Origin of the sequence: Rathayibacter sp. AY2B7 (assembly GCF_002931635.1) — a bacterium.
Lineage (GTDB): Bacteria > Actinomycetota > Actinomycetes > Actinomycetales > Microbacteriaceae > Rathayibacter.
In genome coordinates this window covers 1-16,099 of record NZ_PSUC01000088.1, presented here as the reverse complement: position 1 = coordinate 16,099, position 16,099 = coordinate 1, and the positions used below count along the sequence as shown (strand labels likewise).

Sequence of the window (16,099 nt, the reverse complement as noted above, 5' to 3'; positions counted from 1 at the left end):
GACACGATGCTCGACCTCGAGTTCGCGTGGAAGGCCTGCCGCGCCGTCAAGTCGAACGCGATCCTCCTCGCCAAGGGCGGCGCCTCCGTCGGCGTCGGCGGGCTCGCCGGCGACGAGCTGCCAGCCGGAGCTGACCTCGCCGGGGCCGCCGATGAAGCGGTCCGGCTCCTGCAGCAGCAGGCCGCCGGAGATCTGCTTGAACTCGCGCTCGACGGGGGCGTAGAAGTCGGGGAGCTGCAGCAGGCGCAGGTTCTTCTTGGTCTTCAGCACCTCGAGCGCCTCGGGCTCGAAGCCGGGGGCGACGAGCACCTCGGTGAAGATCTCCTTCACCGTCTCGGCCATGGCGAGGGTGACGGGCCGGTTCGCGGCGATGACGCCGCCGAAGGCCGACACCGGGTCGCACTCGTGGGCGCGGCGGTGGGCGGAGGCGATGGGGTCGATCGCCTTCGAGCTCGCGATCGCGATGCCGCACGGGTTCGCGTGCTTGATGATCGCGACGGCGGGCAGTACGAAGTCGTACGCCGCGCGGACGGCGGCGTCGGCGTCGACGTAGTTGTTGTAGGACATCTCCTTGCCGTGCAGCTGTGTCGCCTGCGCGATGCCGGTGCCGTCGGGAGAGACGTAGAGGGCCGCCTTCTGGTGCGAGTTCTCGCCGTAGCGGAGGACCTGCTGCAGGGTCCCGCGGATCTCGACCGAGCCCTCGACGCCCTCGGCCGCCTCCTGCCCGGCGAACCAGGCGGCGACGGCGGAGTCGTAGGAGGCGGTGTGCGCGAAGGCGCGGGCCGCCAGGGTGCGGCGCGCGGCGAGCGTCGTGCCGCCGTCGGCGAGGGCGGTCGCGATCCCGGAGTAGTCGGCCGGGTCGACGACGATCGCGACGTTCGCGTGGTTCTTCGCGGAGGCGCGGACGAGGGCCGGGCCCCCGATGTCGATGTTCTCGACCACGGTCGCCGCGTCGGCGCCGCCGGCGACGGTCTCGCGGAACGGGTACAGGTTCACCACGACCAGCTCGAACGCGGCGATGTCGAGCTGCTCCAGCTGCTCGCGGTGCGAGGCGAGCCTCAGATCGGCGAGGATGCCCGCGTGCACGGCCGGGTGCAGCGTCTTCACGCGGCCGTCGAGCGACTCCGGGAACCCGGTGACGGCCGAGACGTCGGTGACCTCGTGGCCGGCGCCGCGGAGGGTCGCTGCGGTCGAGCCGGTGGAGACGAGCTCGACGCCGGCCGCGGCGAGCGCCGCTCCGAGCTCGAGCAGGCCGGTCTTGTCGCTGACCGAGATCAGCGCCCGGCGGACGGGGACCCGGTCGCGGTCGTCGTAGCTGCTGGGGTCGTGGGCGGTGATGCTCATGCGCGGGCGAGCTCCTCGAGGTCGACGGTTCCGTGGGCGATGTCGAGCACCGTCTGCACCAGCAGGCGACGCTCGATGGTCTTGATGCGCTCGTGCAGCGCGTCCTCGCTCTCGCCGGGGAGCACGGCGAGGCTCTCCTGGGCGATGACGGGTCCCGTGTCGACGCCGGTGTCGATCACGTGCACGGTGACGCCGGTCTCGGTCGCGCCGGCGGCGAGGGCGTCGCGGACGGCGTGGGCGCCGGGGAAGAGGGGCAGCAGTGCGGGATGCGTGTTGATCATCCGCGGGCTGAGTGCGTCCACCACCACGGGCGGCAGGATGCGCATGAAGCCCGCGCAGACGACGAGGTCGGGCTCCCACTCCCGGATGCGCCCGAGCAGGGCGGCGCCCCACTCGTCGCGGGAGGAGAAGTCGCGCGGCGCGACCGTGAAGGCGGGGACTCCGCGCTCCTCGGCGTGGCGGAAGCCCTCGGCGTCGGTGTCGCTGCCGACCGCGACGATGCGGGCGGGGAAGCCCTCGTCGCCGGTGGCGTCCAGCAGGGCGCGGAGGTTCGATCCGCCGCCGGAGAGGAGCACGACCAACTTCAGCACTGCGCAAGTCTAGGGGGACGCCTCCGCCGGCGTCAGCCGCGTCGGCTGCGGCCCGCGGCGAGGCCCAGGCCCGCGGCCAGCGCGAGCTCGAGGGCGGCGACCGCCCCGACGACGAGCGGGTCCGGGCCCACCTGGGCGAGCCGCCCGGGCCCGGCGGCGCCCGCTGAGAACCAGGCGAGGAGCCCGAGCAGCAGGCCGCCGACCACGCCGATCCCGCCGGCCGCGGCCGCGCCCCAGCGCAGCAGCGAGCGTCCGTCGAGCGCCTCGATCACACTGCGGCGCAGACGCCATCCCGCGGCGAACCCGGCGAGCAGCGGCACGAGCAGTCCGAGGAATCCGAAGGCCGAGTCCCCTGCGGGCAGGGCGGCGAGGACCGGGATCGACGGGATCGGTCCGAGCAGCGTCCCGGCCGCGCTCACGGAGGAGCCGGTGCCGAGGGCGAAGCCCGGGCCGATCAGCCAGCTCGCCGCCCAGATCACCAGGTTCGGGAGGAACGCCAGCTGCCCGAGAGTGAGGGCCAGGCCGCCGAGCGCCTCGGCGCCCAGGCTCTCGTAGAGCGCGACGACCGAGGTGTAGTGCACGACCAGCAGCACGGCGACGAGCACCGCCGCGACGCCGACCACGCCCGCCGCGGCGAGCGCTCCCCCGCGCAGCGACGCGAGGACGAGCCCGGGCCCCGGCGCGGGGACGCGGTCGAGCGCGGAGGCGGCCAGCTCGCCGAGGGGGTCGGCCTCGTCGCTGCGGGCGGAGTGGAGCGCTGCTCCGACGAGTACCCCCAGCGCGAAGACGAGCGGCGGCAGCAGCGTCCCCTGCAGGGGATCGACGGTGGCGGCCGGGTCCGCGGATCCGAGCGAGACCAGGAGCGCGATCGCCAGGTAGGTCGCGATCGCGACGAGGACGCCGATGGCCCGGAACGGCGACTCCTGGGCGCGGCGGCCGGTGCGCGCGCCGAGCAGCACGGTGAGGAGTGCGAACGCCAGCGGGGCGATCGTCACCGGGAAGGCGTCCGCGCCTCCGGGCAGCGCGACGGCGAGGGCGGAGTCGGGGGCCAGCGCCGCCTGCAGGTCGGCCCCGTGGCCGAGCAGCCAGGCGTCGGCGGCGACCCGCCAGAACACGCCGAAGTCGACCGTCGTGTCGTACTGCACGGCCCAGAGGACGGTCAGCGGGACGAGCGGGATCGCGATCCCGATCAGCGCCGACAGCGCGGCGTCGAAGGCGGCGAGGAGGGCGACGGTGATCCGGTTCATGGGCCTGACGAGCCTAGCGGCGGCGCGCTCGGAGGCGGGTCAGGGGCGCGCCGCCCGGCCCTCTAGTGTCGGAGCCATGACGGGGACCTCGGACGCACGGACGGAGCGCGGCCTGGACCGCCTCGTGAACTTCTCCGACGCCGTCGTCGCCATCGCCATCACGTTCCTCGTCCTCCCCCTGGTCGACGTGGTCGAGGAGGGCCGCGCGGCCGATCTGGGGTCCCTCCTCACCGGGCACTACGGCACCCTCTCCGCCTTCTTCATCACGTTCGCCGTGATCGGGCGGCTCTGGGCGGTCCACCACTCCGTCTTCGAGGGCGTGGCCCGGTACTCGCCCGCGCTCGTCGTCGCGAACTTCGTCTGGCTGGCCGCGGTCGTCCTGCTCCCCTTCGCGGCGAACCTGATCTCGAACGTGCTCGACACCGACAGCAGCGTCATCGCGCTCTACATCGGCACGATGATCGCGGCGAGCGCGGCGACCCTCGCGATGCAGCTCATCGTGCGCCGCGATCCGGATCTCCTGGCCCCGGGGGCGGAGCCGCGGCGCTCCCTCTCGAGGTCGCTGATCGTGATCGGCGTCCTTCTCGCGGCCCTCGTGCTCGCCGTCGCGGTGCCGGCCGTCAACATGTTCGCGCTCCTGCTGCTCCTGCTCTCGGGTCCGATCGAGCACCTGGTGCACCGCGGGCGCCCCGGGGGACGATCGGCTCACCGCCGGACGGAGCGCGGGCTCGACCGGCTCGTCAACTTCTCGGACGCGACCGCCGCCATCGCCATCACCGTCCTCGTCCTGCCGCTGGTGCAGCTGGCTCCCGAGGTCGCCCGGGAGGGCGGCGGAGTCCCGGCGCTGCTCGCGGAGCACCTGGACTCGGTCCTCGCCTTCGCGCTCTCCTTCGCGGTCATCGCCGTCTTCTGGATCCCCCACCACCGCGTCTTCGAGTCCGCCGGGGACTACGACGGCGCCCTGGTGTGGCTGGACCTGCTCTGGCTGGCCGCGCTGGCGTTCTTCCCGTTCTCGACGAGCGCGCTGGCGCTGTTCCCGGACTCCCGGGCGACGATCGGGCTCTACATCGGCACGATGGCCGCGATGAGCGGGGCGCTGGTCCTGATCGAGCTGCGCCTCTCCCGGCACCCGGAGCTCAGGCGGCCCGGCGCAGGGCCCCTGCCGCTCGCGCCCGCCCTGCTGCCCTTCGCGCTGCTCCTCGTCGCACTGGCGCTGGCGCTGCTGGTCCCGTCGGTCGGGCTCTGGTGGCTGCTCCTGCTCCTGCTGCAGCGGCCCGTCCGGGCACTGCTCGCGCGGCGCTGACCCTCAGGCCCCGGGCGTCCAGCCCAGCTGCGGGGCGATGCGCTCGGCGACGGCGCGCAGGATGCGCCGGTGCGACTCCACCCCGCCGACCGCCGGGAGCGTCACCGTGAGCGCGTCCGCCTCCGCGAGCGCCGGATCCGCGGCGAGCGACGCGACGATCCGCTCCGGGCTCCCGACGTGGAGGGGGCTGAAGCGCATCGGGGCGGCGATGATCGACCGGTCGGCCGTGCGGGGGCGGCCCTCGTCGTCCATCCGCGCGAGGTAGCCCTCGATGAAGGGGCGGTGCGCCTCCTCGTCGGCGGCGTCGAGCAGCGGCAGCACGATGCGGCCCGCCGTCACCCTCGATGTGCGCCCCGGGTGCGCGGCGGCGAAGGCCTCGCGATAGGCGCGGATCTGCACCGCCTGCTGCTCGGCGAACGGCAGGCCCGTCTCCTCCGTGTTGAGCGTGGACACCTGCAGGTGCATGCCCTGCTCGCCCGCCCGGACCGCGGAGGACACCGTTCCCGCCCCGTACCAGAGCCGTTCGGCGAGGCCGGGCGCGTGCGGCTGCTGGACGAGCGGAGCGCCGACCGGGACCGACATCAGGGCCGACTCCGCGACGCCGAGCACGGCGCCCGAGAGCGCCTCGCGGAGTCGCGCGATACGCTCCTGCGCCTCCTCGCGGAAGTCGCGCTCGGCCTGCCCGAACACCCCGTCGAAGACGGAGGCGAGATGCGGGAAGCCGCTGCTGACGCCGAGGTCGAGGCGTCCGCCCGAGAGCAGGTCCACGGTCGCGGCGTCCTCGGCGAGGCGCACGGGCGACTCGTAGCGGGCGCCGATGACCGCGGTACCGAGGCGGAGGTGGCGGGTCCGCTGGGAGGCGGCCGCGAAGAAGGTCATCGGAGACGCGAGGTAGCGCTCGAAGTGCCGCACGCGGACCCAGCCGGTGCCGTAGCCGAGCTCCTCGGCGAGCTCGAGCAGGGCCAGCCCGTCCTCGAGGCTCCGCCCGGCGTCGCCGGGCTGCTCGGGGCCCTCCGGGTACGGCACGAAGGTCAGCAGGTCGAGTCCGAGGCGGCGGGTCACGCTGCGACGCTACTCCGGCCGGACCCGCCCCGACGACGGAACGGACGGCGCCGCCCGCCGGAGCAGGGGCACCGTCCGTTCCGACGGTGGTGCGGGGAGGACGGGCGCTAGAGCGCCGCGTAGACCTCGCGGAGCAGGGCGGCCGTCTCGGACGGCGTCTTGCCGACCTTCACGCCCGCGGCCTCGAGGGCCTCCTTCTTGGCCTGCGCGGTGCCGGCCGAGCCGGAGACGATGGCGCCGGCGTGGCCCATCGTCTTGCCCTCGGGGGCGGTGAAGCCCGCGACGTAGCCGACGACGGGCTTCGTGACGTTCGCCTTGATGAAGTCCGCGGCGCGCTCCTCGGCGTCGCCGCCGATCTCGCCGATCATCACGATCGCCTTCGTCTCGGGGTCGGCCTCGAACGCGGCGAGCGCGTCGATGTGCGTCGTGCCGATGATCGGGTCGCCGCCGATGCCGATGGCGGTCGAGAAGCCGAGGTCGCGCAGCTCGTACATCATCTGGTAGGTCAGGGTGCCCGACTTCGAGACGAGGCCGATCGGGCCCTTGCCGGTGATCGTCGCGGGGGTGATGCCCACGAGCGACTCGCCCGGCGTGATGATGCCGGGGCAGTTCGGGCCGATGATCCGGGTCTTGTTCCCCTTCTCCTGCGCGTACGCCCAGAACTCCGCGGAGTCCTGCACCGGGATGCCCTCGGTGATGACGACGAGGAGGCCGATCTCGGCGTCGATCGCCTCGATGACGGCGTCCTTCGAGAAGGCGGGCGGCACGAACGCGATCGAGACGTCGGCGCCGGTGGCCTCCATCGCCTCCTTCACGGTGCCGAAGACGGGGAGCTCGACGTCGCCGTGGGTGACGGTCGTGCCGGCCTTGCGGGCGTTGACGCCGCCGACCACGTTCGTGCCGGCCTTGAGCATCAGCGCGGTGTGCTTGGTGCCCTCGCCGCCGGTGATGCCCTGGACGATGACCTTGGAGTCCTTGGTGAGGAAGATCGACATGCTTGTTCTCTGATTCCTTGAGTCGTCGGGTCCGTTACGCGGCGGCGAGTTCGGCGGCCTTGTCGGCGCCCTCGTCCATGGTCGCGGCGAGCGTGATGAGCGGGTTGGCGGCGGCCTGGAGGATCGCGCGGCCCTCCTCGACCTTGTTGCCGTCGAGGCGGACGACGAGCGGCTTCGTGGCCGAGTCGCCGAGGATCTCGAGCGCCTGGAGGATGCCGTTGGCGACCGCGTCGCACGCGGTGATGCCGCCGAAGACGTTGACGAAGACGCTCTTGACCTGCTCGTCGCCGAGGATCACGTCGAGGCCGTTCGCCATCACCTGGGCGGAGGCTCCGCCGCCGATGTCGAGGAAGTTGGCCGGCTTCACGCCGTTGTGCCTCTCTCCGGCGTAGGCGACGACGTCGAGGGTCGACATGACCAGGCCGGCGCCGTTGCCGATGATGCCGACCTCGCCGTCGAGCTTCACGTAGTTGAGGTCGTTCTCCTTGGCCTTCGCCTCGAGCGGGTCGGCGGCGTCCTTGTCCTCGAGCGCGGCGTGGTCCGCGTGGCGGAAGCCGGCGTTCTCGTCGAGCGAGACCTTGCCGTCGAGCGCGACGATGTCGCCCTCCTCGGTGAGCACGAGCGGGTTCACCTCGACGAGCGTGGCGTCCTCGCCGGTGTAGACGTCGTAGAGCTTCACCAGGACGGGCGCGACCTTGGCGATCAGCTCCTCCGGGAACTTCGCCGCGCGCGCGATCTCCTCGGCCTTGGCCTGGTCGATGCCCTGGCCGGGGACGACCTCGACGCGCGCGAGGGCGTCGGGGCGCTCGACGGCGAGCTGCTCGATCTCCATGCCGCCCTCGTAGGAGGTGAGCGAGAGGTAGGAGCGGTTGGCCCGGTCCAGCAGCACCGAGAAGTAGAACTCGCGGTCGATGCGCGCACCGCCGGCGACCATGACGCGCTTGACGACGTGGCCCTTGATGTCGAGGCCGAGGATCGACTGCGCCGCGGCGAACGCGTCCTCGGGGGTCTTCGCGACCTTCACGCCGCCCGCCTTGCCGCGGCCGCCGATCTTGACCTGCGCCTTGACGACGGTGACGCCGCCGAGCTTCTCCGCCGCGGCGCGCACCTCCTCCGGCGTGTCGGCGACGATGCCCGGGAGCACGGGGACGCCGTACTTCTCGAACAGATCACGGGCCTGGTATTCGAAGAGATCCACGCTGCATTCCCATTCCGCGCCGAGCGCGCTTGCGTTTCGAGTTCGAGGTGGCCCGGACGACGCCGGAGTCTCGGCACTGTCCCTGGGCCGCGCCGAGTCTACTCCGCACCCGCCGCGGGCTTCCCGTGCGGTCGCTCCGCGCCCGCCGGACACCCGCCGGGGGCACCGGCTCCTCCTCCGCCCGCCGCTCCCGCGTAGCGTGGAGCCATGTCGTCGGCCTCCCGCACCCCGGACGTCTTCCGCGAGGGCGTGTTCCTGCTGGCGGGCGCGCGCGCGATCCTCCTCCAGATCGCGCATCCGGCGGTCGGGCAGGGCGTCGCCGACCACTCCGACTTCGTGCACCGGGCCGTGAACCGCCTGCACGGGACGCTCTCCTACCTCTACGTCCTGCACTACGGCACTCCCGAGGACGTCCGCGCCGTCCGCCGCCGGGTGAACAGGGCGCACGTGCCCGTGCGCGGCCCCGGCTACACGGCCTTCGACCCGGAGCTGCAGCGCTGGGTCGCAGCGACGCTCACCCAGTCGATGCTGCAGCTCTACGAGGGCGCCTTCGGCGCGCTGAGCGAGGAGGAGGCGGACGACATCGTGCGCCGCTCCGTCGTCGTCGGTGCGGCCCTGCAGATGCCCGCGGACCTCTGGCCCGACTCCCGCACCGCGTTCGACGCCTACTGGGAGCGGGAGCTGCAGCGCCTGGAGGTGACGCCCGCGGCCCGCCGCGTCGCCCACGACCTGCTGGGCCCGAGCATCGCCGCCTGGTACCTGCGCCCGCTCGGCCCCTACCTCCGCCTGATCACCGCCGGCCTGCTCCCGGCGGCGCTCCGCGAGCCCTTCGGCTTCCACTGGACCGCACGGCAGGAGGCGCGGTTCGAGCGGGCGCTCTCGCGCACCTTCGCCGTCTACCGCCTGCTGCCCGCGATCGTGAGGACGGCGCCCAGCCGCTACTACCTCGCCCGGGTCCGACGCGACGCTCAGAAGCCGGCCACGACCTCCCAGCCCGCGTAGGCGGCGAGCTCCAACCCGAGCGCCTGCGCGGCCGCGCGCGCCTCGTCGATCCCGCGCTCGTCGCGCACATCGACGGTGACCGGCACACTGTCGCCGAACCCCGCGATCTCGACCCGCGCGCTCGTCGGACCGCTGTAGAGCGGAACGTGCGCGTCCGCGGTCCGCGCGCCGACCACGCGCGAGCCGGTCGCCTCTGCGATCACCGCGAGGGCGAAGGGAGCCGTCACCACCGCATCCGTGTAGAGCGTCGCCTCGCCGCGCATCGCGCCTCCCGTCGTCCGACCCGCGGAACCGGGCCGCAGCAGTCCGACTGTAGGCAGCCGCCCGCGCCTCCCGCACCCCCCTTCCGCTCGGCGCCGGGATGCGCACTCCCCGCCCGTCCGTGCTGAACATCCGGTGCGGATCGCTCGACGCGGCCGCCCGGCGGATCTACGGTGAATCACCCGGCATCCGCCGCGGCGGTCAACGACGACTGGAGCCTTGATGAGCATCACCGAACCCCGCACGGCCGAGGCCCCCGCCGCTCCCCCGCCCGCCGCCGGCTTCGGCACCCTCTCCGTCGCGGCCATCCTGGCGGAGGCGGCGCGGCGCACCCCTGACACGATCGCCATCCGCGTCGGCGAGCAGGCCGTCGACTACGCGACCCTCTGGCGGCAGACCCGCGCCTACGCCGGGGCCCTGCGCGCCCAGGGGATCGGACCGGGCGACCGCGTGGCCCTGCTCGTCCCGAACGTCCCCGACTTCCCCCGCGGCTACTTCGCCGTCCTCGCGCTCGGCGCCGTGGTGGTCCCCGTGCACGCCTTGCTCAAGCACGACGAGATCGCCTACGTCCTGCGCGACTCCGGAGCCGTCGCGCTCGTGTGCGCCGCTCCGCTGCTCGCCGAGGGGGCCGCCGGAGCGGACCTCGCCGGCGTTCCCGTGCTGAGCGTGATGGTGCCCGACGGCACCGCCTCGCCCCTTCCGCGCCTGGAGGACCTCGCCGCGGAGGCGACCCCGATCGACGGCTACGTGCCCCGCTCCCCCTCCGACACGGCGACGATCCTCTACACCAGCGGCACCACCGGGCGGCCCAAGGGGGCGGAGGGGACGCACTTCGCGATCGTCTCGCAGTCGGACGTGCTGCTGATGAACACGTTCGACCTGCACCGGGGCGACGTGGTGCTCGGGGCCCTGCCGCTCTTCCACACCTTCGGGCAGGTCTGCGCGATGAACACGGCCTTCCGCACCGCCGCGACGGTCGTCCTGGTGCCGAAGTTCGACGGCGACGCCGCGCTCGAGGCGATGATCGCCCACGGCTGCACGGTCTTCGAGGGCGTGCCCACGATGTACGTCGCCCTGCTCGACGCCGCGACCCGGCGCGAGGACCGGCCGCCGCTGCGCTACGCGGTCTCGGGGGGCGCCGCCCTGCCCGTCGCCGTGATCGAGCGCTTCCGCGAGGTGTTCGGCGTCGAGATCTACGAGGGCTACGGGCTCACCGAGACCTCCCCGGTCGCCACCTTCAACCACGTCGGAGTCCCGCCGCGGCCGGGCACGGTCGGCACGCCGATCTGGGGTGTCGAGGTCGAGGTCGCCCGCCCCGACGTGACCGACCGCGTCGAGCTGCTCCCCCGGGGCGAGCTCGGCGAGATCGTGGTGCGCGGGCACAACCTGATGAAGGGGTACCTCGGCAACCCGGCGGCGACCGCGGAGGCGGTGATCGACGGCTGGTTCCGCACCGGCGACCTGGGCACGAAGGACGAGGAGGACTACATCCGCATCCTCGACCGCACGAAGGACATGATCATCCGCAACGGCTACAACGTGTACCCGCGCGAGGTCGAGGAGGTGCTGATCGGGCACCCGGCCGTACAGAACGCGGCGGTCTTCGGGATTCCGGACGAGCGCCACGGCCAGGAGGTGATGGCCGCGGTGATCCTCGCCCCGTCGGCGACCGCCACCGCGGAGGAGCTGATCGCCTACGCGAACGAGCACCTCGCCGCCTTCAAGTTCCCCCGCCGCGTCGAGTTCGTCGACGCCCTCCCGCTCGGGCCCAGCGGCAAGATCCTCAAGCGGGAGCTCGTCGCGCGCTACGCCGGCTGACCACTTCCGCGAGATGCCACTCGGGTGAACCTGCCACGGCCTACCGCGCACCGGAGCGGCATCTCGCGGACGGCGACCAGAGGGCACACGGGAAGGGACGGACGTCAGCCGAGCAGGGACCAGACGGTCCCGGCGAGGACGGTGCCGACCGCGGCGCCCGCGAGGACCTGGGCGGGGGTGTGCGCGCCGAGGCGCACCCGCGACCAGAGGACCCAGAGGACGATGGGCACGCTGATCAGCAGGGAGAGCGGTCCGTAGGCGATCAGCACGACGACGGCGCAGGTGGCGACCACCGCCGCGTGCCCGGACAGCTTCCAGACCAGGTTGACCACGCCGACGGCGAGCACCACGGCCACCGTCACCACGCCGAACGTGGTCACCGCGGCAGGAGCGCCGAGCGCGGCGAGAAGCACCAGTCCGGCCGCGATCGACACCAGCGCCAGCGCGATCGGCAGCGCCCGCTCGCGCCGGTCGGGCACGTGATGATCGCCGTGGATCCGGCCGGTGCGCATCAGCAGACGGATGACGAGGTAGGGCACCACGCCGACGAAGAGCGCCGCGAGCGCTCCCCAGGCGACGCCGAGCAGGGCCGGATCCGCGACGCGCGCGCCGACCACGACCGGCACGAGCACCGCGAGGACCGCCGGGGAGAACACCTCCGTCGCGAGCCGCGCGGCCGCCGATCCGGCCGCCACCGGACTAGATCTTCTCGATCGGCGCGACCTTGATCAGCAGCTTCTTCGCGCCCACCTGGTCGAAGAGCACGTGCGCCACGCGCTTCGAGCCCTCGCCCGTCACCGCGTTCACACGCCCCTCGCCGAAGTCGGTGTGCCGGATGCGGTCGCCCGCGATCAGCTCGAGGTCGCCGTTGTCGCGCACCATGCCGGTGATCCGGTTCGGGAACTCGCCCTTGGCCTTCGGCGCCGCGGCGAGCGCCTCCCGGAACTCGGTGTTCGATCGCGACTTGCCGAAGCCGGGCCGCTGAGCGTTCAGGGCCCGGGGCTGCGTGCCGCCGCGCGAGGTCGCCGCGCCGGGCGACTGGCGCCACTGGATCAGCTCTCCCGGGATCTCCTGCAGGAACCGGCTCGGCATCGCGACCGACGTCTCGCCGTACTGCGCGCGGGTCATCGCGAGCGAGAGGTAGAGGCGCTTGCGGGCCCGGGTGATCCCCACGTAGAACAGCCGCCGCTCCTCGGCCGGGCCGCCGGGCTCGTTCGCCGAGATGCGGTGCGGGAGCAGGTCCTCCTCGATGCCGGTGAGGAACACGGCGTCGTACTCGAGGCCCTTCGCCGTGTGCAGCGTCATCAGCGAGACGGTGCCGGAGTCGTCGTCGAGGTCGTCGGCCGCGGCGACCAGCGAGACCTCGGTGAGGAAGTCCACGAGCCCGCCGTCCGGGTTGTTGCGCGCGAACTCCTTGGTGACGGCGATGAGCTCGTCGACGTTCTCGGCGCGGGCCTCGTCCTGCGGGTCGCGGCTGGCGCGGAGCATGTCGAGGTAGCCGCTGCGGGTGAGGAGCGCCGTCAGGACCTCGTGCACCTTCGCCTCGCCGCCCTCCCGCGCGGGGTCGAGCATCAGCGCGCACTCGTCGAGGAGGGTCGCGAGGTCGACGATCGCCTTCGTCACCTTCGGGCCCATCCCGAGCGAGCCGGCGTTGCGCATCGCCTCGCGCAGGGTCACCGCGTTGGTGTCGGCGAACGACTGCAGCTGCGCCTCCGTCGCGGGGCCGATGCCCCGCTTCGGAGTGTTCATGATGCGCCGCAGCGCCAGCACGTCGGCCGGGTTCGCCACCGTGATCAGGTACGCCAGGGCGTCCTTGATCTCGGCGCGCTCGTAGAACTTCGTGCCGCCCAGGATCCGGTAGGGCAGCGCGGAGCGGATGAAGATCTCCTCCAGCGCGCGGGTCTGCGCGTTGGTGCGGTAGAAGACCGCGATCTCGTCGTAGCCCGTGCCGGCAGCGTGCAGGCGGGCGATCTCGTCGACCACGAACTGCGCCTCGTCGTGACCCGAGTACCCGGTGTAGCCGACGATCTTCTCCCCGTCGCCGCTGGAGGACCAGAGGTTCTTCGCGCGACGGTCGAAGTTGTTGGAGATGACGGCGTTGGCCGCCGAGAGGATGTTCTGCGTCGAGCGGTAGTTCTGCTCGAGCAGGATCACGCGGCAGCCCGGGAAGTCGCGCTCGAACTCGACGATGTTGCGGATGTCGGCGCCGCGGAACGCGTAGATGGACTGGTCCGAGTCGCCGACGACGGTGAGCGAGGCCCCCGGGATGGAGCCGTCGGGCGTGACCGGTCCGCGGTAGGGGCGGTCGAACTGCGCCGCGGCCATCGTCGCCGGCGGCACGGGCCGGGTCAGCTCGTGGATCAGCGAGTACTGGGCGTGGTTCGTGTCCTGGTACTCGTCGACCAGCACGTGGCGGAAGCGCCGCTGGTACTTCGCGGCGACGTGCGGGAAGGCGCGGAAGAGGTAGACGGTCTGCGCGATCAGGTCGTCGAAGTCGAACGCGTTCGCCCCCTCGAGCGCCCGCGAGTAGGCCCGGAAGACCTGGAGGAACATCTCCTCGTTCGGGTCGCTGAGGTTCGCGGTGCGGGCGTAGGAGTCGACGTCGGCGAGCTCGTTCTTGAGCTTGGAGATCTTCGCGGAGGCGCTCGCGACGGTGATCCCGAGCGAGTCGGCCTCGAGGTCCTTCACGATGCGCTTGAGCAGGGCGCGCTGATCGCCCGAGTCGTAGATCGTGAACGACTTGGTCATGCCGAAGTTCTCGGCCTCGCGGCGCAGGATCCGCGTGCACGCGGAGTGGAACGTCGAGATCCACATCCCCTCGGCGCTCTGCCCCACCAGCTTCTCGACGCGCTCGCGCATCTCGGCCGCGGCCTTGTTGGTGAACGTGATCGCGAGGATCTGGCTCGGCCAGGCCTCGCCGTTGCCCAGGAGGCTCGCGATGCGCCGGGTGAGGACGCTGGTCTTGCCCGAGCCCGCACCCGCGACGATGAGCAGCGCGTCTCCGCGGTACTCGACCGCCTCGCGCTGCTGGGGGTTCAGCCCCGCGACGAGCTGCTCGTGCGCCGGGTCGGTGCGGGGCGCGTCCCCGGAGCCGCCGGGGGGACCGACGATGACCGGGGTGGCGCGGGAGTCGCTCGGATCGAAGAGGAAGCTCATGTCCCTCCGAGTGTAGATCGCCCCTCCGACACCGGGAGCGGTCAGGCGGTCCGCTGACGCGGCGCGGGAGACGTGAGCGCCCCGCCGACGTCCAGTCCGCGCCACGCGAGGGAGAAGCCGAGCACGGCGAGCGCCGACGTCGACACCGCCAGGAGCTGCAGGAGCGCGAAGGCGGTGAGGTCCTTCGTGTCGTCGGGGTAGTACTGGATGCCCTGGACGGCGAGCGCCGCGAGCAGCACCACCACGATCACCGAGCACACCAGGAGCAGCCGGTTCACCCCGCGCCGCGCGGGCCTCTTCGGCGCTCGGCCCACCTGGGCCCTGGTGGTCAGCCACGCGCAGGCGGCCGAGGCGGAGGCGAGCGCGACGAGGTCGGCCCCGAGGACGTCGCTCGCCCGATGCCAGGACGCGGCCATCGTCAGGTTGCCGACCAGCACCACGACCGCGCCGCCCAGCGCGAGCACGACGGTCCGCGCCCGCCCGGGCACGACCATCGCCAGGGCGAAGACCACCGAGACGGCCGCCGCGGTGTGCCCGCTCGGGAAGCTGCCGCCGGTGTACCAGGAGTCGGTGTCGACCAGCTCGGGCCGCTCGAGGACCACGTTCTTGAGCAGCTGGGTGAGCCCGGCCGTGACGACGATCGAGCCGACGGAGGCGACGGCGAGCGCCGGGCGCCTCCGGATCAGCGCGATCGCCGCGACGAGCAGGGCGCCGACGACCATGGAGAGCGGGGTGACGTCCGCGAGCGCCCCCGCGGCGGCGCCGGTGGCGCGGCCGAAGACGAGGTCGGCGCCCCGGAGCCCCGAGTTCTCGACGCCCTGGCCCTGAGGGGTGAGCACGGCGAGCCAGTAGACGACGGCGACGCCGATCACGGCGAGGACGGCGGTGGTGATCCAGCGGCGGGTGATGCGCTCTCGGGTGGACACGGGGCCTCCTCTCGAGGGTCGGGCGGGCGGTGGTGAGCCGATGATGCCAGCGCAGCCTCCGCGTCCGCTCGGCACGCGCCGGAGGAGCGCCCGATCACGATCCGGGTTCAGCCGCGGAGCAGACGCTCCTGCTCGGCCGCCCGCGCCTCGATCGCCAGATCGGGCTGGTCGGCGAAGACGCCGTCCACTCCCGAGCGGAGGATCATCGCGAACTCCTCCTGCCAGCCGCCGTACTCCGCCGGGTCCTTCCCGCGGCGGTGCACCTTCTCGAGGAATCGGTTCTCCGCGCGCAGCGTCCAGCAGTAGACCTCGAGCCCGGCCGCGTGGGCGTCCTCGACGAGCGGACCGGTCCCCGTCGCCCGGCCGGCCGCGTCCCGCGAGAAGAGCATGCTCTTGTCGACGCTGATCCCGTCGACGACTCCGGCGAGGTTCCGCAGTCCCGCCGGCGTGGTGAAGGCGGAGTAGGGGGCCGCGGCGGCGCCGTGGGCGGCCACGAGGTCGGGCGGGGCGCCCCGCGACTCGAGCAGGTAGATCCGGCGGGTGCCGACTCCGCTCACCGCGAGCCGCTCCAGAACGGTCTTCTCGAAGCTCTCGATCGTGAGCCGCGGGTCGCGCGGACCCCAGCCCGCGGCGGCGAGCTCCTCGCGCAGCAGCACGTCCAGCGGCAGCCCGATCCCGGCGAAGTACGTCGCGTGCTTGATCTCGGCGACGAGCCCCGGCGGAGCGAGCGGATCGTCCTCCGCCGCCCGGTCCAGCAGCGCCAGCAGCTCGCTGAAGCGCAGCAGCGGGAACTGCCCGTCGAACGTGGCGCTGGAGCCGCGCACCGCCGGCAGCCGCTCGCGGGCCCGCAGCTCCGACAGCTCGTCCCAGGTGAAGTCCTCGGTGAACCAGCCGGTGATCTCGCGGCCGTCGATCCGCTTGGTGGTGCGGCGCGCGGCGAACTCCGGGCGCTTCTCGACGTCCGTCGTGCCGGAGATCTCGTTCTCGTGGCGGAGGACGAGCACGCCGTCGCGGGTCGCCACCAGATCGGGCTCGAGCGCATCGGCGCCCAGCGCGATCGCCAGCTCGTAGGCGGAGCGGGTGTGCTCCGGTCGGTAGCCGCTCGCTCCGCGGTGGCCGATGACGAGCGGTGACTGACGCGCGGGCATGCCGCGATCCTACGGGCGGCACTGCGCGGCTCGCAGCGGAGTCGAGGTC

The 16,099-nt window shown here is 73.0% G+C and carries 13 protein-coding genes and 2 pseudogenes; 4 read left to right on the top strand and 11 right to left on the bottom strand.

Features of this window, described 5'->3' with window-relative positions; all coding sequences use genetic code 11:
* Window positions 1-6: 6 nt before the first annotated feature.
* Window positions 7-54: pseudogene (locus C5C27_RS18850) on the top strand (hypothetical protein); the annotation flags it as partial.
* Window positions 55-90: 36 nt separating this feature from the next.
* On the opposite strand, the pseudogene purH reads toward C5C27_RS18850, so the two are convergent.
* The 3 genes and pseudogenes from purH to C5C27_RS13280 all read right to left on the bottom strand — a co-directional run.
* A pseudogene (gene purH / locus C5C27_RS13290) lies at window positions 91-1,344 on the bottom strand (bifunctional phosphoribosylaminoimidazolecarboxamide formyltransferase/IMP cyclohydrolase); the annotation flags it as partial.
* Window positions 1,341-1,934, bottom strand: a complete 594-nt coding sequence (purN, locus tag C5C27_RS13285) for a phosphoribosylglycinamide formyltransferase (RefSeq protein WP_104224933.1) — start codon at window positions 1,932-1,934, stop codon at window positions 1,341-1,343. The gene purN and the pseudogene purH, both read right to left, overlap by 4 nt.
* A gap of 32 nt (window positions 1,935-1,966) precedes the next feature.
* Window positions 1,967-3,181, bottom strand: a complete 1,215-nt coding sequence (locus C5C27_RS13280) for a DUF6350 family protein (protein WP_104314632.1) — start codon at window positions 3,179-3,181, stop codon at window positions 1,967-1,969.
* 76 nt (window positions 3,182-3,257) lie between these two features.
* On the opposite strand from C5C27_RS13280, the gene C5C27_RS13275 reads away from it, so the two are divergent.
* Window positions 3,258-4,484, top strand: a complete 1,227-nt coding sequence (locus C5C27_RS13275) for a TMEM175 family protein (RefSeq protein ID WP_181133541.1) — start codon at window positions 3,258-3,260, stop codon at window positions 4,482-4,484.
* 3 nt (window positions 4,485-4,487) lie between these two features.
* On the opposite strand, the gene C5C27_RS13270 is transcribed toward C5C27_RS13275, so the two are convergent.
* From C5C27_RS13270 to sucC, 3 genes are all read right to left on the bottom strand, one after another.
* Window positions 4,488-5,546 (bottom strand): LLM class flavin-dependent oxidoreductase, encoded by a 1,059-nt coding sequence (locus C5C27_RS13270; protein ID WP_104314630.1) that lies wholly within the window; start codon window positions 5,544-5,546, stop codon window positions 4,488-4,490.
* A gap of 107 nt (window positions 5,547-5,653) precedes the next feature.
* Complete coding sequence (sucD, locus tag C5C27_RS13265) at window positions 5,654-6,541, bottom strand: succinate--CoA ligase subunit alpha (protein ID WP_104224929.1); 888 nt, start codon at window positions 6,539-6,541, stop codon at window positions 5,654-5,656.
* A gap of 34 nt (window positions 6,542-6,575) precedes the next feature.
* Window positions 6,576-7,739, bottom strand: a complete 1,164-nt coding sequence (gene sucC / locus C5C27_RS13260) for an ADP-forming succinate--CoA ligase subunit beta (RefSeq protein WP_104224928.1) — start codon at window positions 7,737-7,739, stop codon at window positions 6,576-6,578.
* A 207-nt stretch (window positions 7,740-7,946) separates the two neighbouring features.
* On the opposite strand from sucC, the gene C5C27_RS13255 reads away from it, so the two are divergent.
* Entirely contained in the window at window positions 7,947-8,741 is a 795-nt protein-coding gene (locus C5C27_RS13255; protein WP_104314629.1) for an oxygenase MpaB family protein, read from the top strand.
* Here C5C27_RS13255 and C5C27_RS13250 read toward each other — a convergent pair.
* Window positions 8,708-9,004 carry a hypothetical protein gene (locus tag C5C27_RS13250; protein WP_104224926.1) on the bottom strand — a complete coding sequence of 99 codons (297 nt, stop codon included), beginning with the start codon at window positions 9,002-9,004 and terminating at the stop codon, window positions 8,708-8,710. The two genes, C5C27_RS13255 and C5C27_RS13250, sit on opposite strands and share 34 nt — an antisense overlap.
* A 220-nt stretch (window positions 9,005-9,224) precedes the next feature.
* Here C5C27_RS13250 and C5C27_RS13245 point away from each other — a divergent pair, with 220 nt between their 5' ends.
* Window positions 9,225-10,820: a long-chain fatty acid--CoA ligase gene (locus C5C27_RS13245; RefSeq protein WP_104314628.1), complete on the top strand. Its 1,596-nt coding sequence runs from the start codon at window positions 9,225-9,227 to the stop codon at window positions 10,818-10,820.
* Window positions 10,821-10,924: 104 nt separating this feature from the next.
* On the opposite strand, the gene C5C27_RS13240 is transcribed toward C5C27_RS13245, so the two are convergent.
* From C5C27_RS13240 to C5C27_RS13225, 4 genes are all read right to left on the bottom strand, one after another.
* Complete coding sequence (locus C5C27_RS13240; protein WP_104314627.1) at window positions 10,925-11,515, bottom strand: phosphatase PAP2 family protein; 591 nt, start codon at window positions 11,513-11,515, stop codon at window positions 10,925-10,927.
* Window positions 11,516-11,519: 4 nt separating this feature from the next.
* On the bottom strand, window positions 11,520-13,976 hold the full coding sequence (locus tag C5C27_RS13235) for an ATP-dependent helicase (RefSeq protein ID WP_104314626.1): 2,457 nt from the start codon (window positions 13,974-13,976) through the stop codon (window positions 11,520-11,522).
* A 41-nt stretch (window positions 13,977-14,017) separates the two neighbouring features.
* On the bottom strand, window positions 14,018-14,902 hold the full coding sequence (locus tag C5C27_RS13230; RefSeq protein WP_104224743.1) for a phosphatase PAP2 family protein: 885 nt from the start codon (window positions 14,900-14,902) through the stop codon (window positions 14,018-14,020).
* 107 nt (window positions 14,903-15,009) lie between these two features.
* Window positions 15,010-16,050 (bottom strand): glycerophosphodiester phosphodiesterase family protein, encoded by a 1,041-nt coding sequence (locus tag C5C27_RS13225; RefSeq protein ID WP_104256113.1) that lies wholly within the window; start codon window positions 16,048-16,050, stop codon window positions 15,010-15,012.
* Window positions 16,051-16,099 lie beyond the last annotated feature (49 nt).

Coding starts and splice junctions, on each gene's coding strand:
- C5C27_RS13225 (WP_104256113.1), bottom strand. CDS start 16,050: ATGCCCGCGCGTCAGTCACCGCTCGTCATCGGCCACCGCGGAGCGAGC.
- sucD (WP_104224929.1), bottom strand. CDS start 6,541: ATGTCGATCTTCCTCACCAAGGACTCCAAGGTCATCGTCCAGGGCATC.
- C5C27_RS13245 (WP_104314628.1), top strand. CDS start 9,225: ATGAGCATCACCGAACCCCGCACGGCCGAGGCCCCCGCCGCTCCCCCG.
- C5C27_RS13235 (WP_104314626.1), bottom strand. CDS start 13,976: ATGAGCTTCCTCTTCGATCCGAGCGACTCCCGCGCCACCCCGGTCATC.
- C5C27_RS13255 (WP_104314629.1), top strand. CDS start 7,947: ATGTCGTCGGCCTCCCGCACCCCGGACGTCTTCCGCGAGGGCGTGTTC.
- C5C27_RS13275 (WP_181133541.1), top strand. CDS start 3,258: ATGACGGGGACCTCGGACGCACGGACGGAGCGCGGCCTGGACCGCCTC.
- C5C27_RS13250 (WP_104224926.1), bottom strand. CDS start 9,004: ATGCGCGGCGAGGCGACGCTCTACACGGATGCGGTGGTGACGGCTCCC.
- C5C27_RS13280 (WP_104314632.1), bottom strand. CDS start 3,181: ATGAACCGGATCACCGTCGCCCTCCTCGCCGCCTTCGACGCCGCGCTG.